Genomic DNA, 15,218 nt, shown 5'->3' on the forward strand with positions numbered 1-15,218 from the left:
GACAGCCCGCGCAGGCACCGCCGGCGCCGGGACAGCTCGCACCACGACATGCGACACCACGGCAACCGCCTCGACCGCCCGCCGAGAGGAGAGCCCTGATGGCGGTGGAACCCCCGATCCTCGACGAACTGCACCGGCTGAGAGCCCGCGTCCCCCAGCTGACCGGCGCCCTCGCCGCCAGCGTGGACGGCCTGGTCATCGCCCATGACACCCCTGGCGTGGAGCCGGAGGGGCTCGCCGCGCTGACCGCCGCCGCGCTCGGCGTCGCGGTACGGGTCACGGACGCGACCGGCCGGGGGGACCTGCGCGAGGTGCTGGTGCGTGGCATGCGCGGCTATGTGGCGACGTACTCCGCGGGTCACACCGCCGTGCTGACGCTGCTCGCCGAGGACCGTGTCAACGTCGGCCGGCTGCACCTGGAGGGCCGCCGCACCGGCGCCCGTATCGGGGAGTTGGTCGACGCCCTCCCACCGGCCCCGCTCGCACTCCCGGCGAAGCCCGAGACGGCCCCCACGACGCGGCAGAAGCCCGTCCGCCGGACTCCCCGCACCCCCACGAACACACCCACCACCACGGAAAGCTGAGAGGAACACCACCACCATGGCCAACACCGAGATCACCCTGAAGGAAGCCCTCACCTCGATCGAGGGCGCCACCGGCGTCGCCCTCGTCGACTACACCACCGGCATGGCGCTGGGCACGATGGGCGGCAGCAAGACCTTCGACCTCAACGTCGCCGCCGCCGGCAACACCGACGTGGTCCGCGCCAAGATGCGCACGATGGAGCACCTCGGGCTCAAGGGCCAGATCGAGGACATCCTGATCACCCTGACCGACCAGTACCACCTGATCCGCCTGCTCAGCGGCCGCGGCGGCAACGGGCTCTTCCTGTACCTCGCCCTCGACGCCAAGCGCGCCAACCTCGCGATGGCCCGCCACCAGTTGCGGCGGATCGAGGCGGAACTCGAGGTCTGAGAACGCCGCTCAGACCGGCGCGGCGGTACGGCGACGCGAGCCACCCGGTGCCGCGTCGCCCGCCGCGACGCCTGTACTGCGGTACGCCTTGACGGCCTTGCCGGCCGGGCGGCCACCGCGGCGCAGCCAGTCGACGCGCACCCACAGCAGCGCCTCGCCGGCCCGCTCCCGCCGCCCGAGCCACGCCGCCTTCAGCCACAGCCCCGCACCGCATCCGGCGAGCAGCATGCCGCCGGCGGCGGGTGCGGCGAACGAGCCGCCCAGCGCGGCGAGGAAGGCGAGCAGCAGCCACCAGCGGTGGCCGCGCCGCCAGTTGCGCACGGTCACGGCGCGGTCCTGGAGCACGTCGTGCTTGGCGGCCCGGGCGGCGCCGCGGGCGAGGGCGGCGTACCGCTTGCGGCGCGGGTACGCCACCAGGGCCGCCGCCAGGACGAACAGCACCGCCCCGGCCAGCACACCGATCCGGCGCCCCGTCAGTCCCGGCACCAGCACCCCGGCACCGGCCGCGCACACCCCGAGCCACCACAGCGGCGCGGCCCCCGCCCGCACGACGCAGGCCACCCGGGCCAGTCCCTGACCTCCGCGCACCATGTCCCGCCTCCCGTCCCCTGTCCCTTGCCGTACCGGGTCCTTGGAACAGGCAGGCTAGCGAGGCAACGTGAGACGAGTCTGAGAAGTCGCGGGACGGGCAGGGCGCGGTCCGGGGCGTGCGGTCTGCGCGGCGGCGCAGGCCCGCGGGCGGCGGCCACCGGCGGCCACCTTCCGGTCCCGCTGCCGGCGCCGGCCACTCACCTGGCTCACTCCACGAACAGCCCCCGCGCGGCCGCCCGCGCGTCGAACTCCTCCAGCCGCGCCTGCGCGTCCGGCAGGTCGTCGCACATCGCCTCCAGCAGCACCCGCCCCAGCAGCATCGGCGCGCACGCCGTGTCGAAGGCGAGCCCGGTGCCGACGGCGGCGGGCAGCAGCAGGTCGGACACCTTCGCGACCGGCGCGAACGCCGAGTCGGCGACGGTGACCACCGTCAGCCCGGCCTCCTTGGCGTACGCCAGCGTGTCCACGACCTCGCGGGGGTGCCGGGGCAGCGCGAAGCACAGCAGCGCCGAGGCGCCGGCCCGTACGGTCCCGTCGATCCGGTCGTGGATCATGGTGCCGCCTTCGTGGAGCAGCCGGACGTCCGGATGGACCTTGGCCGCGAAATAGGCGAACCCGTAGGCCTGGGAGGCCGCCGCCCGCAGTCCCAGCACCGGCAGCGGGCGGGAGGCGGCCAGCAGCCGCCCGGCCTCCCGCACGGGGCGGGGATCGGCGAGCAGTTCGGCGAGGTGCCTGAGGTTCTCGATCTCGGCCTCGACGGCCTGCTGGTACTCGTTGTACGACGCCGCGTCCGCCGGCTGCTCGACGGGCGCGACCTCACGCAGGTGCCGGCGCAGTGCCGGGTAGCCGTCGAAGCCGAGGGCGACCGCGAAGCGGGTGACCGACGGCTGGCTGACCCCGGCGAGTTCGGCCAGCTCGACACTGGACAGGAACGGCACGTCGGCGGCGCGCCGCACCATGCTGTGCGCGATGCGCCGCTGTGTCGGTGTCAGCCGGTGCCCCTCGAACAACGCCTGCAACCGCGCGGCCGGGCTCTCCGGCCCCCCGGTGTTCATGTCCCCGCTCATGACGTGCTCCCCCTCCAGATGTCCGTGAACCGGTCGAGCAGGCCGGCCGCCGCCGTCACGTCGTGCGTGAGCGGCCGGTCGGCCGGGTCCGCGTCCAGCACCGACTCGGCGAGCGCCAGCGCCCGGCCCACCGGCAGGTCCGGTTCGGGGCGCAGGTCGCGCTGGCGCAACGCCCGTACGGCGGCGACGAGTTCGCAGCCGACGACGAGACGGTACGCGTCGCACGCGCGTAGTGTCTGACGTGCGGCGAGCGAGGCGAAACTGGCCTGTTCCTCGACGCCTCGGGAGAGTACAGCGTGGCCGAGCGACGCGGGCGCGGAGAAGGCCCGCAGATCACCCAGGGCGGCCCCGGCGGCGTACTCCAGGATCATCACGCCGGAGGAGGCCGGCTCGTGGTCGGCGAGGAAGGGGCGCAGACGGGTGTAGGCGGGCTCGTTGAGCGTCGACAGCCGGGACGTGGACAGGCGCGCCACCTGAGTTATGGCCAGCCGGAAGTGGTCCAGGGCGAGGGCGAGTTGGGCCTGGTAGAAGCCGCCGTGGTGGTAGGCGGCCAGGTCCTCGGGTGAGATCAGCGGGTTCTCGGCGGCCGCGTTGATCTCCACGGTGAGCACGTCCTCCAGGGCGTCGGCGGCGTCGTGCGCGGGGCCGTGTATCTGGGGCAGGCAGCGGAAGCCGTACGGGTCCTGGAGCCGTCCGAGCGGCGGGTGCGGCCGGTCGGCGGCGCCGATCAGCTGCCGCATCCGGCGGGCGACGTCGGCGGTGCCGCGGTGCGGGCGGGCGGCGTGCACGGGAGCGGCGTAGGCCTCGTGCGAGCCGTCCACGGCCAGCAGGGACAGGGCGGCCACGACCTGGGTGGCGGCGAGCAGGCCGCGCAGTTCGTGCAGGGCGAGCGCGGACTGGCCGAGGGTGAGGGCGTTGCTGCTGATCAGTGCGAGCGCGTCGTTGTTGTCCAGTGGCTGCGCCTCGGGGGCGCCCGTTCCCCGCCAGGGGTGTTCGCCGGCCAGCGCGAGCCCCATCTGGGCCAGCGCGGCGATGTCGCCGGTGCCGACCGAGCCGAACTCGTTGACCACCGGGTAGGCCCCGGAGTCCAGCGCCTCGCACAACGCGGTGACCACGGACGGCCTCAGCCCCGCGCCGCCCGCCAGCAGCTGGTTGGCCCGGACGGCGAGCATCGCCCGCACCTGCCGCGCGGGCAGCTCCTCACCGATGGCTCCGGCGTGGCTGCGCAGCAGCCGCAGCCCGTGCGCGGCGGCGGCCTCGGTCGGCACGTCCTCGTTCCGGTTGGCGCCGACTCCGGTGGACCGGCCGTACACGCGCCCGGTCGCGGCGATCACGCGGGCGGCGTCCCAGGACTCCTCCGCGCGCTTCATCGCCTCGGTCCCCGGCACCGGCCGCGCGGCTCCGTCGGCGAGCCGGACGACGTCCGCGACGCCCGTCCCGCGTCCGTCCAGCACCACGAGGGCGGTCACATTGCCCGCCGGAGTGTCCACGATCCGGGACGACATCACGCGCAAACCCTCCTCAACCCGGAAACCTGTTCTCGCCTGCCGGTCATCCGTGATGACGGATGACGCCGGAGCATCGACGACCTATTCAGACATCAAGAACTCTGCATGACGTTATACAGGGCGGGCAAGGGCAGCTCATGATCCAGTCCGACGCGGGCCCTGCCGACCCCGCCGCCGACAGGGGGGCTACCCCCAGTGCGACCGGCGTCCGCGCTCCCTACCGTGAAGCGCATGAGCGGAATGGACGCGCGGGACACCGAGCTGAAGAAGGAACTCGACGCCACCCTGCAGGCCCGCAGGGAACTGGGCGAGGAGTACGACTCCGCGCTGGTCGACTCGTTTCTCGAGAAGGTCGAGCAGCGCATCGACGGGGCCGTGGAGCGCCGGCTGCGGCGCCGGCTGGCCGAGCAGCAGATGGTGACGGCCCGGGACGCCCGCTCGCCGAAGCCGACGGACTCCTGGGGCGAGCGCTTCGGTTTCGGCATCGTCTCGCTGGTCCTGGCGGTGCCGCTCTCCGCGATCGGCGGCGGCGTGGCCGGCCTGCCGGGCCTGCTGGTCGCCTGGGCCGGCATCGTCGGCGTGAACGCCTTCCAGGCGGCCCGGGTCAACCCGGGGCTGTTCGGCGGGCGGCGCCGCGAGTCCGGGCAGGACGGCGACTGGGAGGACTGACCTCGCGGGGAAGAGTTGTGCGCGGGGACCGCCGCACCCCCGTTGCCGGGGGGCGGGACGACGGCGGTCCCCGCGAGGGACGCGGGCCGGGTCAGGGCCGGGCTTGCGCGTCCGTGGCGTCCATGGAGGTCCGGGAGCCGCTCCGGAGGTTCCTGGCGCCGTTCGGGCCGGCCCGGGCGGGGAGCCGCTCCCGCCCTGCCGACACCCACCAATGTGCCGGACCCGTGTTAAGCGGGTGCTGCGCGGACGTGACGCGCTCGTACCACTTCCGCGAAGTCCGCAAACGCGCACGTCACCGCGAGTTCGCCGCCCTCACGGCCCGTTCACCGGCGGTTCGCCGTCACTTCTTCGTGCTCCTGGCCAGGAAGGCCAGCAGGTCCTGCCGGCCGATCACTCCGGTCGGCTTGCCCTCCACCAGGACGATCGCCGCGTCCGCCGTACCGAGCACGGACATCAGGTCCCCGACCGGCTCGCCGGAGCCGACCTGCGGCAGCGGCGCCGACATGTGCTTCTCCAGCGGGTCGTCGAGCGAGGCGCTCTGGGTGAACAGCGCGTCCAGCAGCTCCCGTTCCACGACCGAGCCCACGACCTCGGCGGCCATCACGTCCGGGTGCCCGGCGCCCGGCTTGACGATCGGCATCTGCGAGACGCCGTACTCGCGCAGCACGTCGATGGCCTGACCGACCGTCTCGTCCGGGTGCATGTGGACCAGGGACGGGATGGCGCCGCCCTCCTTGTCGCTCAGCACGTCGCCGACGCGGGCGCTCGGGCCGGCGTCGTCGAGGAAGCCGTAGTCGGCCATCCACTCGTCGTTGAAGATCTTGCTGAGGTAGCCGCGCCCGCTGTCCGGGAGCAGCACGACCACCACGTCGTCCTCGCCGAGCCGCTCGGCCACGCGCAGCGCCGCGACGACGGCCATGCCGCAGGAGCCGCCGACCAGCAGGCCCTCCTCCTTGGCCAGGCGGCGGGTCATCTGGAAGGAGTCCTTGTCGGACACGGCGACGATCTCGTCGGCGACGGTGCGGTCGTACGCCGTCGGCCAGAAGTCCTCACCGACGCCCTCGACGAGGTACGGACGCCCGGAGCCGCCCGAGTACACCGAGCCCTCGGGGTCAGCGCCGACGACCTTCACCCGGCCGTCGCTGATCTCCTTGAGGTACCGGCCGGTCCCGGAGATGGTGCCGCCGGTGCCGACGCCGGCGACGAAGTGGGTGATCCGCCCGTCGGTCTGCTCCCACAGCTCGGGGCCGGTCGAGTGGTAGTGGGAGAGCGGGTTGTTGGGGTTGGAGTACTGGTCCGGCTTCCAGGCGTTGGGCGTCTCACGCACCAGCCGGTCGGAGACGTTGTAGTACGAGTCGGGGTGCTCGGGATCGACGGCCGTCGGGCAGACCACGACCTCGGCGCCGTACGCCCGCAGCACGTTGATCTTGTCCGTGGACACCTTGTCCGGGCACACGAAGATGCACTTGTACCCCTTCTGCTGCGCCACGATCGCCAGCCCCACGCCGGTGTTGCCGCTGGTCGGCTCGACGATGGTGCCGCCGGGCTTGAGCGCGCCGCTCTCCTCGGCCGCCTCGATCATGCGCAGGGCGATGCGGTCCTTCACCGAACCGCCGGGGTTGAAGTACTCGACCTTGGCCAGGACGGTCGCCCTGATGCCCTTGGTCACGTTGTTGAGCCTCACCAGCGGGGTGTTGCCGACGAGACTGATCATCGAGTCGTGGAACTGCACCGTTGTCTCCGGATGCCGCAGAAGTAGTGGTCTGGGTGATGCCGCCAGCCTATGGCCTGACCCCCGGATCGGACCTCAGGAAAGCCGCAGCGCGTGATCACACCGCCGGACGGGTCCTGCGCCGGTCACCGGCGTTCACGCGTCGTTGAGATTGGCGGGGGCTCGCTTCGGGGCAAGGAGTGGTTGTACGGGTGAGAGGAGGTGGCGGCGACGCATGACGAGGATGTCCAGGGCGAGGGTGGCCCGGCGCATCGCAGCCGGGGCGGCGTACGGCGGTGGCGGCATCGGCCTGGCCGGTGCGGCGGTCGTCGGTCTGGTGCTGGCCGAGGTGCAGCTGGCCCGGCGCCAGGTGGGCAACGGCTCGACGCCGTACGTACCGAACGCGGACGGGCGGTACGGACAGACGTACGACACCCCGGGTGCCCCGCCCCTGCTGCTGGCCATACTGGGCGATTCCACCGCCGCCGGCCAGGGCGTCCACCGGGCCGGCCAGACCCCGGGCGCGCTGCTCGCCTCGGGCCTCGCGGCGGTCGCCGAGCGCCGCGTGGACCTGCGCAACGTCGCCCTGCCCGGCGCGATGTCCGACGACCTGGACCGTCAGGTGACACTGGCCCTCGCGGACCAGGACCGGATCCCGGACATCTGCGTGATCATGGTCGGCGCCAATGACGTCACCAACCGCATCCCGGCCACCCGCTCGGTGCGCCACCTGTCGTCGGCGGTACGGCGGCTGCGCACCGCCGGCGCCGAGGTGGTCGTCGGCACCTGTCCCGACCTGGGCACGATCGAGCCGGTGCAGCAGCCGCTGCGCTGGCTGGCCAGACGTGCCTCCCGCCAGCTGGCGGCCGCCCAGACGATCGGAGTCGTCGAGCAGGGCGGCCGCACCGTGTCGCTGGGCGATCTGCTGGGTCCTGAGTTCGCCGCGAACCCGCGGGAGCTGTTCGGCCCCGACAACTACCACCCCTCCGCCGAGGGCTACGCCACCGCCGCGATGGCCGTCCTGCCGACGGTCTGTGCCGCGCTCGGCCTGTGGCCGGAGGAGGAGCGCCCGGACGTCTCCCGCCGCGAGGGCTTCCTCCCCGTCGCCCGCGCCGCCGCCGAGGCGGCATCCGAGGCGGGCACGGAGGTCACGGCCGCCCTGCCGACGGGGCAACGGGGGCCGTGGGCCCTGCTCAAACGCCGCCGCCGGCGCCGGGTGCAGGAGCCCGACGCCGCCCCGACGGAGCGGACGGGCCACTCGTCCCCGCCCTGACCGCGCCCGATGCGGCCCGCACCCGGGCCGCATCCCCTTTCGTACACGCAGCGTTCACCCCAGGAGCCGCCCGGCGTAACCCCCGTACTCCCGGACGCGACGAAGGTGACCTCTTCACTGCCTCTTCACTGTCATGCGTCTGTCAGGAGCACAAGGCCGCGATGGAAAAGCCGCTTCCGAGATCCGCAGGCTCCCAGAGCCGGATCCGAGACCCCTGGTGGGACAACACCCGGTTCGTGTCCGCCGCACTGATCGTGGTCCTGCACACCATCGGCAGCATCATGAGCCGCCATGACTCGCTGCACGCCTTCAACGTCGCGACCTGGGCCTTCCGCGTCCCGATGTTCGTCATCCTCGCCGGGGTCTTCAGCAGCGCGGGGCCGCTGGGCACCCGCCATCTGCGCACGCTGCTGCACAACATCGCGATACCCGCCCTCCTGTGCAGCCTGCTCTACTCGCTGGAGGTGTACGCGCTCGGCAGCCCGTTCCGGCTGCACATCAGCCAGCTGCCGTGGACGCTGTGGTTCCTGATGTCGCTCTTCTTCTGGCGGCTGCTGCTGCCGCTGGTCGTGCAACTGCGCCACCCGCTGCTGATCACCACGATCGTGTCACTGGGCGTGGGGTACCTGGAGGAGTTCAACCTGCTGTTCTCGGCCAGCCGGACCCTCGTGTACCTGCCGCTGTTCTACCTCGGCTGGCGGCTGGGTCAGGGCATGCTGCGGGAGTGGTTCGACAGCCGCTGGAGCCTGCCGGTCGCGGTGGCCGGCATCCTCGCCTGGTTCACCGCGGCCTGGCTGTGGCACGCCGAGCTCAAGGGCAACTGGACCTCCATGCGCCACCCGTACGTCGCCGACACCCAGCTCGGCCTCGAAGGTGCCTGGCTGATCCGGCTGGCCCTGCTCGCCACGGCCGTGGCCCTCGCGCTGTGCCTGCTGCGCGTGATGCCGCGGAAGCGGCTCCCGCTGATCTCCGCGCTCGGCGCCGGCGGCTTCACCATCTACCTGCTGCATCCGCTGATCATCCTGCCGGTGCGGGAGCTCGACGTGATCCAGCGGGCCGACACTCCGCTGGAGCTGGCCGGTCTGATGCTGGCGGCCGTCCTGCTCGCGGCAGTGCTCGGGTCCCCGTTGGTGCGCCGGCTGGCGCAGCCGCTGACCAGGCCGCCGGTGGACTGGCTGTTCGCCCCGCTGCCCGCCCAGCAGACGACGGCGGACACATCCGATACGCTAAGCAAGCGCTTGGAAAAGAGGTCCGCGTCACACGACGATGCCGGTGACCGGCAGCCTACGTACGGGTAACTTCCCCCGTGCACCCCTTCCCACGTCGTCTGGAGCCGTGATGCCCGAAGCCGTGATCGTCTCTGCCGCCCGCTCCCCCATCGGCCGCGCCGTCAAGGGCTCCCTCAAGGACCTGCGCCCCGACGACCTCACCGCCACGATCATCCAGGCCGCCCTCGCCAAGGTCCCCGAGCTGGACCCGGGGGACATCGACGACCTGATGCTCGGCTGTGGCCTGCCCGGCGGCGAGCAGGGCCACAACCTGGGCCGGATCGTCGCCGTCCAGATGGGCATGGACCACCTGCCGGGCTGCACGATCACCCGCTACTGCTCCTCGTCGCTGCAGACCTCCCGCATGGCCCTGCACGCCATCAAGGCCGGCGAGGGCGACGTCTTCATCTCGGCCGGCGTCGAGACGGTCTCCCGCTTCGTCAACGGCAGCTCCGACATCCCGACCGCGCGCAACCCGCTCTTCGCCGACGCCGAGGCCCGCACGGCCGCGGTCGCCGACTCCGAGGGCTCGACCTGGCACGACCCGCGCGAGGACGGCCTGCTGCCCGACCCGTACATCGCGATGGGCCAGACCGCCGAGAACCTCGCCCGGCAGTGGGGCGTGACCCGGCAGGAGATGGACGAGTTCGGCGTCCGCTCGCAGAACCTCGCCGAGGAAGCCATCAAGAAGGGCTTCTGGGAGCGCGAGATCACCCCGGTGACCCTCCCCGACGGCACGGTCGTCAGCAAGGACGACGGCCCGCGTGCCGGCGTCACCATGGAGGGCGTCGCGGGCCTGAAGCCGGTCTTCCGCCCCGACGGCCTGGTCACCGCCGGCAACTGCTGCCCGCTCAACGACGGCGCCGCGGCCCTGATCATCATGTCGGACACCAAGGCCCGCGAGCTCGGCCTGACGCCGCTCGCCCGGATCGTCTCCACCGGCGTCTCGGGCCTGTCCCCCGAGATCATGGGCTACGGCCCCGTCGAGGCGTCCAAGCAGGCCCTCACCCGCGCCGGCCTGACCATCGACGACATCGACCTCGTCGAGATCAACGAGGCGTTCGCCGCCCAGGTGATCCCCTCCTACCGCGACCTGAACATCCCGCTGGAGAAGCTGAACGTCAACGGCGGCGCCATCGCCGTCGGCCACCCCTTCGGTATGACCGGCGCCCGGATCACCGGCACGCTCATCAACTCCCTGCAGTGGCACGACAAGCAGTTCGGCCTGGAGACGATGTGCGTCGGCGGCGGCCAGGGCATGGCGATGGTCATCGAGCGCCTCAGCTGATCCCTGCACCCCCTCTGTGACCGGGGCAGCACCCCACGTCACGCCTTGGCCCAGAACTCCGCAACCGCCGGGGTTCTGGGCCGTTTTGTGACCCAATCTCCCCCAGGATGTGACCTATCTCCCTCACCACAGGGATCACCGCAGGTCAGGGCTGCTCCACACCAAACATCCGACCCAAAGACCTGTCCGTTTCGTGACGTTACGCACTGACAGCTGGTTAGTTCACCCATCAAGCTGATGTAGGAAGTCGGGGGTCGACCTTGAACCGGGAGTACGTCAGTGAGCGCCATGCCGATCGCCCTGCTGGTCACCACGGCCGCCACAGGCGCCGTGGGCGTAGCCGTCCTGCGCACCCTCATGCAGTTGCGCCGCCAGGTCGCGGCCCTGCGTGGCGAGCTTGCCGCGGGCCGCGCCGCCGCCCATGCCCTGCTGCCCGCCGCCCGCACCCCGGCCGACGCCGACGAGATACGCGCCGCCGTGGCGGAGGCGCTGGCCGAGGAACGGGAACGGGAGCTGGCCGAGGCGCGCGCCTTCTGGGCCGCCCAGGAGGCCCGTGACATCTCCGACGCGCCGTCACTGCTCGGCCTGACCGAGAACGACCTGTTCCTTCCCCGGCAGGCCGACTTCGCGGGCCTGGAGCCGCTGGAGCCGGTGTCCGAGGCCGCCGCGGAGCCCGAGGAGTTCGCCGGCGACTCCCCCGAACTGGCCGCCGCCCGCCGCCGCCACCCCTCCCACCCGGACTTCACACCGGCCCCGTCACCGGTCGTGGGCGACCACGAACGCACGGTGTCCGTCCTGGAGGAACTGGCCACGTCCCACGTCGAGCTGACCGACGTCCGCCCCGGCCCCCTCGGCACCCTCGACGTCTACGTCTTCGCCGACGGGACGACCCTCTGCATGACCCCCGGCCACCGCGAGACCGCCGAGCGCCTCGCCGCGGCCCTCCGCTCCGGCGAGACCCCGACCCTGCTCGGCGGCTCGGGCATCTCGGGCGCGTACACGCTGACCTTCACGTGCGGCGGCGAGACGGTGTACATCCTGGCGGACCGCGTCATCGCGTCGCTCTAGGCGGGCGGACGGTGACCCTGGGGACGCCGGTCCCCCTCGGTCAGACCCCCGCCCGCGTCTGGGCCTCCGCGACCACCCGCACGGCCTCCTCCACCTCGGCCTCGCTGGTCAGCACGACGGCCAGATCACGCCCCGCGACACTGATCTGGTCGGCCGCGGCGAACATCCCCGCGTCCGGCATCTCCCGCGGCTCACTCCCCGGCTCCTCCACCGACTGCGTCCACCGGGCCAGCGCTCTGGCCAGCGCCAACGCCTCCGCCGCGGCCCCCCGCTGCAACCGGCTCTGCGGCGCCGCCCTCAATCGATCGGCAAATTGATCAACCGCACTGATCAGACGCGTCGTATCAACCACGCCGGCAGGCTACCCGCACTGTTGCCAACGGACGAACGCTCAGGCACGGTGACCTGAAGGACCGGCTTACACCCCATTGCATCCGGAGGCGCCGATGTCCCAAGTCTTCTCCGAGGAGACCCATCGCAATTTGCTCGCCCGCATCCCCCATTGCACCGGTCGTGAAGTCTCCGACTGGCTGCGCACCGTCGAAGAAGGCCCCGCTCTCCGCTTCGAGGAGAAGGTCAGCTGGCTGCGTCACGAATACGACCTCGCGTACGGCCACGCGAAGGCGATCATCCACGAGTACGACCTGAGGAGGGCCGCGCGCAAACTGCTCTGAGCGCGCACCGGACAGCGAAAAGGGCCCCGGGAGAACCCGGGGCCCCTTCATGTGTCTTCCGCGTCCCGCGCCGGCGTTCCGCCGCGCGGGGCCGGTCAGTCGTCGCCGCTGAAGATGGCGACCAGACGGAGCATCTCGATGTAGATCCACACCAGCGTCAGGGTCAGGCCGAAGGCGGCCAGCCAGGACTCCTCGCGCGGGGCACCGTAGGCGATGCCGTCCTGGATCTGCTTGAAGTCGAGGGTCAGGAAGAACGCGCCGAGCACGATCGCGATGATGCCGACGATCGCACCGAGCGGGCCCATGCTGCGCAGTCCGCCGTCCTCGGCGACGCCGAAGGCGACGAGGAGGAGGTTGACGGCCATGACCAGGACGAAGGCGATGGCGATCGCCATGCCGATCCGGGCGTAGCGCGCCGTGACGCGGATCCACCCGGCCTTGTAGATGAGCAGCGTGGCGCCCGTGACCGCCATGGTGCCGAGCACCGCCTGGAAGGGCGCGCCGGACCAACGGGTGTTGAACATCTCGCTGATCACGCCGAGGAAGACACCCTCGAACGCGGCGTAGGACAGGATCAGCGCGGGCGAGGCCTTGCGCTTGAACGACTGGACCATCGCCAGGACGAAGGCGATGAGCGCGGCGCCGATCGCCAGGCCGTAGCTGCTGGACGACACCGGCAGCAGCGCCCAGGCGAGGACGGCACCGACGACGACCGTGCCGAGCGTCATCGCCGAGCGCATGACGACGTCGTCCATCGTCATCCGGCCGGTGCCGGCGGGCGCCTGCGGCGGCGCGCCGTACTGAAGGTCCTGCTGCGCGTACGGGTTCTGGGCGTACGGGTTACCGGCGCCGGGCTGGGCGTAGGGGTTGCCCTGCGCGTACGGGTTGCCCTGGGTGCCAACAGCTGCGCCCCCGGCCTGCGGCGCGGTGTTGAAGCCCGCGTGGCCGTTGTCGCGGCTGAACCCCCGTCGCGAGAAGACCGGGTTGCTGCTCCTCATTTCACTCCTCCATGGCCACCCTGCGTAGCCTTGGCCTCAAGAGTAATAGACAGGCAAAGGAATGACCCTAGTGCTTGGGGAGGATCTTTCCCCCTCGTGCTGAGCAACACGCTAACCGGGTGCGTGATTCCCGCCGACGGAGGGTGTCATTCCTGACGAACCCGGTACATGGCCGGAACCGGCCGGTGATCAAACCGGACGGCCGGTGCGCGCGGCCGGGTGGGTCAGTGCAGCGGGAATCCGGTGTACCCCTCCGCCAGGTCGGTCTCGGCGGCCCGCGAGGCGGCGATCCGTTCCAGCCGGGCGAGCTGGAGCCGGTCCTCGAAGGCCGTGGCACCGGGCGCCCGGTGCAGCAGAGTCGTCATGTCGTACGAGAACCGCTCGGCCTGCCAGACGCGGCGCAGGCAGGTCTCCGAGTAGGCGTCGAGCAGTCCGGCCGAGCCCGTCTCCTGCTGGTGGGTCAGGGCTCGCGCGAAGGTGATGACGTCACCGACGGCCAGGTTGAGCCCCTTGGCGCCGGTCGGCGGCACGATGTGCGCGGCGTCACCGGCGAGGAAGAGCCGCCCGTGCCGCATCGGTTCGTGCACGAAGGAACGCATCGGCGTCACCGACTTCTGGGTGACGGGCCCGCGCCGCAGCTGCCAGCCGTCGGCGGTCTCGAAGCGCCGTTCCAGCTCCGCCCAGATCTCCTCGTCGTCCCACTCCCCGGCGTCCGTGCCGTCCGGCACCTGGAGGTAGAGGCGGGACACGGACGGCGAGCGCATGGACAGCAGGGCGAAGCCGCGGTCGTGGCGGGCGTAGACCAGTTCGTCGTGGGAGGGCGGCACGTCGGCGAGGATGCCGAGCCATCCGAAGGGGTACGTCCGCTCGTACGCACGGGAGAGTGACGCCGGTACGGCCTTGCGGGCGACTCCCCAGTAGCCGTCGCAGCCGACGACGTAGTCGCACTCCAGCACGTCCTCGACCCCCTCGTACCGGAACCGCACGCGGGGCCGCTCGTTCTCCGCGCCCTCGACCCCCAGCGCCTCCGCCTCGAACAGCAGCGGACCACCCTCCTTCAGCTGGAGGGCGATCAGGTCCTTGCACACCTCGGTCTGCGCGTACACCATCACGGAGCGGCCGCCGGTCAGGGCGGGGAAGTCCACCCGGTGGCGGCGGCGGGCGAAGCGCAGTTCGATGCCGTCGTGGCGGAGCCCCTCGCGGTCCATCCGCTCCCCGGCTCCGACGGCGCGCAGTACGTCCGCCGTCCCCTGCTCCAGGATTCCGGCCCGCTGCCGCCGTTCGACGTAGGCGCGGTCCCGGCTCTCCAGCACGACGGAGTCGATCCCGGCGCGGTGCAGCAGCCGCGCGAGCAGCAGGCCGGCCGGGCCGGCTCCGATGATGCCGACGGTCGTACGCATCGGGCGGTCCCTTCGGGATGGACGGCAGGGGCATCTGGGGCGGCGGCGCTGTTGTTCGTTGGGTGAAATTCCTTTCACCCAACAGTCTGCGTTGTCGGAACACCCGGCGTCAACGACTGTGCGCACACGGGACGAGCCCCCGCCACCTCTCGGTGGCGGGGGCTCGAAGCTCTCTCCCTCACTTATTCGCTCATGCCCTCACCGGAGTCGGAGCCGCCCATGTCGCCGCCGCTGTCGGCGCCGCCCATGTCGTCCGCGCCGCCGCTGTCGGAGCCGCCCGCGTCACCGGCGCCGGGGTCGACCTGGACGTCGTCCGTACCAGCGTCGGTACCGTCATCGGTGCCGGTGTCCGTGTCGGTGCTGTCATCGGTACCGGTGTCCGTGTCGGTACCGGTGTCGGTGTCGGTACCGGTGTCCGCGTCCGTGTCGGTACCAGTGTCGGTGTCGGTACCGGTGTCGGTGTCGGTGTCGGTGTCGGTACCAGTGTCGGTGTCCGTACCGGTGTCGGTGTCCGTGTCCGTACCGGTGTCCGTGTCCGTACCGGTGTCGGTGTCCGTACCGGTGTCGGTACCGGTGTCCGTGTCCGTGTCCGTACCGGTGTCCGTGTCCGTGTCCGTGTCCGTACCGGTGTCCGTGTCCGTACCGGTGTCGGTGTCCGTACCGGTGTCCGTGTCCTTGCCGCCGTCCGGACCCTTGTCGCCGTCCTTGTCACCGGCGTCGGGGTCCTT

16 protein-coding genes are annotated in these 15,218 nt (G+C 71.8%); 8 read left to right on the forward strand and 8 right to left on the reverse strand.

Annotated features, from left to right (window positions below; genetic code table 11):
• The first annotated feature begins 98 nt into the window (after positions 1–98).
• On the forward strand, positions 99–584 hold the full coding sequence (locus ACIHCM_RS24685) for a roadblock/LC7 domain-containing protein (protein WP_399899587.1): 486 nt from the start codon (positions 99–101) through the stop codon (positions 582–584).
• 16 nt (positions 585–600) lie between these two features.
• Entirely contained in the window at positions 601–975 is a 375-nt protein-coding gene (locus ACIHCM_RS24690) for a hypothetical protein (RefSeq protein WP_399899590.1), read from the forward strand.
• Positions 976–984: 9 nt separating this feature from the next.
• Here ACIHCM_RS24690 and ACIHCM_RS24695 read toward each other — a convergent pair whose 3' ends face one another.
• The 3 genes from ACIHCM_RS24695 to ACIHCM_RS24705 form a co-directional block, all read right to left on the reverse strand.
• Positions 985–1,566, reverse strand: coding sequence for a hypothetical protein (locus ACIHCM_RS24695; protein ID WP_399899593.1), 582 nt, complete (start codon positions 1,564–1,566; stop codon positions 985–987).
• Positions 1,567–1,772: 206 nt separating this feature from the next.
• Positions 1,773–2,633, reverse strand: a complete 861-nt coding sequence (locus ACIHCM_RS24700) for a MurR/RpiR family transcriptional regulator (protein WP_399899594.1) — start codon at positions 2,631–2,633, stop codon at positions 1,773–1,775.
• Positions 2,630–4,138 (reverse strand): aromatic amino acid ammonia-lyase, encoded by a 1,509-nt coding sequence (locus tag ACIHCM_RS24705; protein WP_399899597.1) that lies wholly within the window; start codon positions 4,136–4,138, stop codon positions 2,630–2,632. The genes ACIHCM_RS24700 and ACIHCM_RS24705 overlap by 4 nt, the downstream gene beginning before the upstream one ends.
• Before the next feature lie 234 nt (positions 4,139–4,372).
• Between ACIHCM_RS24705 and ACIHCM_RS24710 the strand changes: the two genes are divergently transcribed.
• Positions 4,373–4,810, forward strand: a complete 438-nt coding sequence (locus ACIHCM_RS24710; RefSeq protein ID WP_399899600.1) for a hypothetical protein — start codon at positions 4,373–4,375, stop codon at positions 4,808–4,810.
• Between the two features lie 340 nt (positions 4,811–5,150).
• Here ACIHCM_RS24710 and ACIHCM_RS24715 read toward each other — a convergent pair whose 3' ends face one another.
• On the reverse strand, positions 5,151–6,542 hold the full coding sequence (locus ACIHCM_RS24715; RefSeq protein WP_399899603.1) for a cystathionine beta-synthase: 1,392 nt from the start codon (positions 6,540–6,542) through the stop codon (positions 5,151–5,153).
• Positions 6,543–6,756: 214 nt separating this feature from the next.
• On the opposite strand from ACIHCM_RS24715, the gene ACIHCM_RS24720 reads away from it, so the two are divergent.
• The 4 genes from ACIHCM_RS24720 (at position 6,757) to ACIHCM_RS24735 (ending at position 11,418) form a co-directional block, all read left to right on the forward strand.
• Complete coding sequence (locus ACIHCM_RS24720) at positions 6,757–7,794, forward strand: SGNH/GDSL hydrolase family protein (RefSeq protein WP_399899606.1); 1,038 nt, start codon at positions 6,757–6,759, stop codon at positions 7,792–7,794.
• A gap of 236 nt (positions 7,795–8,030) precedes the next feature.
• Complete coding sequence (locus tag ACIHCM_RS24725; RefSeq protein ID WP_399899609.1) at positions 8,031–9,092, forward strand: acyltransferase family protein; 1,062 nt, start codon at positions 8,031–8,033, stop codon at positions 9,090–9,092.
• A gap of 40 nt (positions 9,093–9,132) precedes the next feature.
• A complete protein-coding gene (locus ACIHCM_RS24730) occupies positions 9,133–10,350 on the forward strand; it encodes an acetyl-CoA C-acetyltransferase (RefSeq protein WP_399899612.1) in 1,218 nt (405 codons plus the stop codon).
• A gap of 288 nt (positions 10,351–10,638) precedes the next feature.
• Complete coding sequence (locus ACIHCM_RS24735; protein ID WP_399899873.1) at positions 10,639–11,418, forward strand: hypothetical protein; 780 nt, start codon at positions 10,639–10,641, stop codon at positions 11,416–11,418.
• Between the two features lie 40 nt (positions 11,419–11,458).
• Here the strand turns inward: ACIHCM_RS24735 and ACIHCM_RS24740 are convergent, their stop codons facing one another.
• Positions 11,459–11,770 carry a hypothetical protein gene (locus ACIHCM_RS24740; RefSeq protein WP_393109327.1) on the reverse strand — a complete coding sequence of 104 codons (312 nt, stop codon included), beginning with the start codon at positions 11,768–11,770 and terminating at the stop codon, positions 11,459–11,461.
• A gap of 94 nt (positions 11,771–11,864) precedes the next feature.
• Between ACIHCM_RS24740 and ACIHCM_RS24745 the strand changes: the two genes are divergently transcribed.
• Positions 11,865–12,092: a DUF4287 domain-containing protein gene (locus ACIHCM_RS24745; protein ID WP_141311429.1), complete on the forward strand. Its 228-nt coding sequence runs from the start codon at positions 11,865–11,867 to the stop codon at positions 12,090–12,092.
• A gap of 95 nt (positions 12,093–12,187) precedes the next feature.
• Here the strand turns inward: ACIHCM_RS24745 and ACIHCM_RS24750 are convergent, their stop codons facing one another.
• From ACIHCM_RS24750 to ACIHCM_RS24760, 3 genes are all read right to left on the reverse strand, one after another.
• Positions 12,188–13,090, reverse strand: a complete 903-nt coding sequence (locus tag ACIHCM_RS24750) for a Bax inhibitor-1/YccA family protein (RefSeq protein ID WP_399899617.1) — start codon at positions 13,088–13,090, stop codon at positions 12,188–12,190.
• A 224-nt stretch (positions 13,091–13,314) separates the two neighbouring features.
• Positions 13,315–14,490, reverse strand: coding sequence for a 4-hydroxybenzoate 3-monooxygenase (locus tag ACIHCM_RS24755; protein WP_399899619.1), 1,176 nt, complete (start codon positions 14,488–14,490; stop codon positions 13,315–13,317).
• 182 nt (positions 14,491–14,672) lie between these two features.
• The coding region (locus ACIHCM_RS24760) for a hypothetical protein (RefSeq protein ID WP_399899622.1) at positions 14,673–15,218 on the reverse strand (546 nt) is incomplete at its 5' end.

Source organism: Streptomyces sp. NPDC052023, assembly GCF_044548465.1.
Taxonomy (GTDB): Bacteria; Actinomycetota; Actinomycetes; order Streptomycetales; family Streptomycetaceae; genus Streptomyces.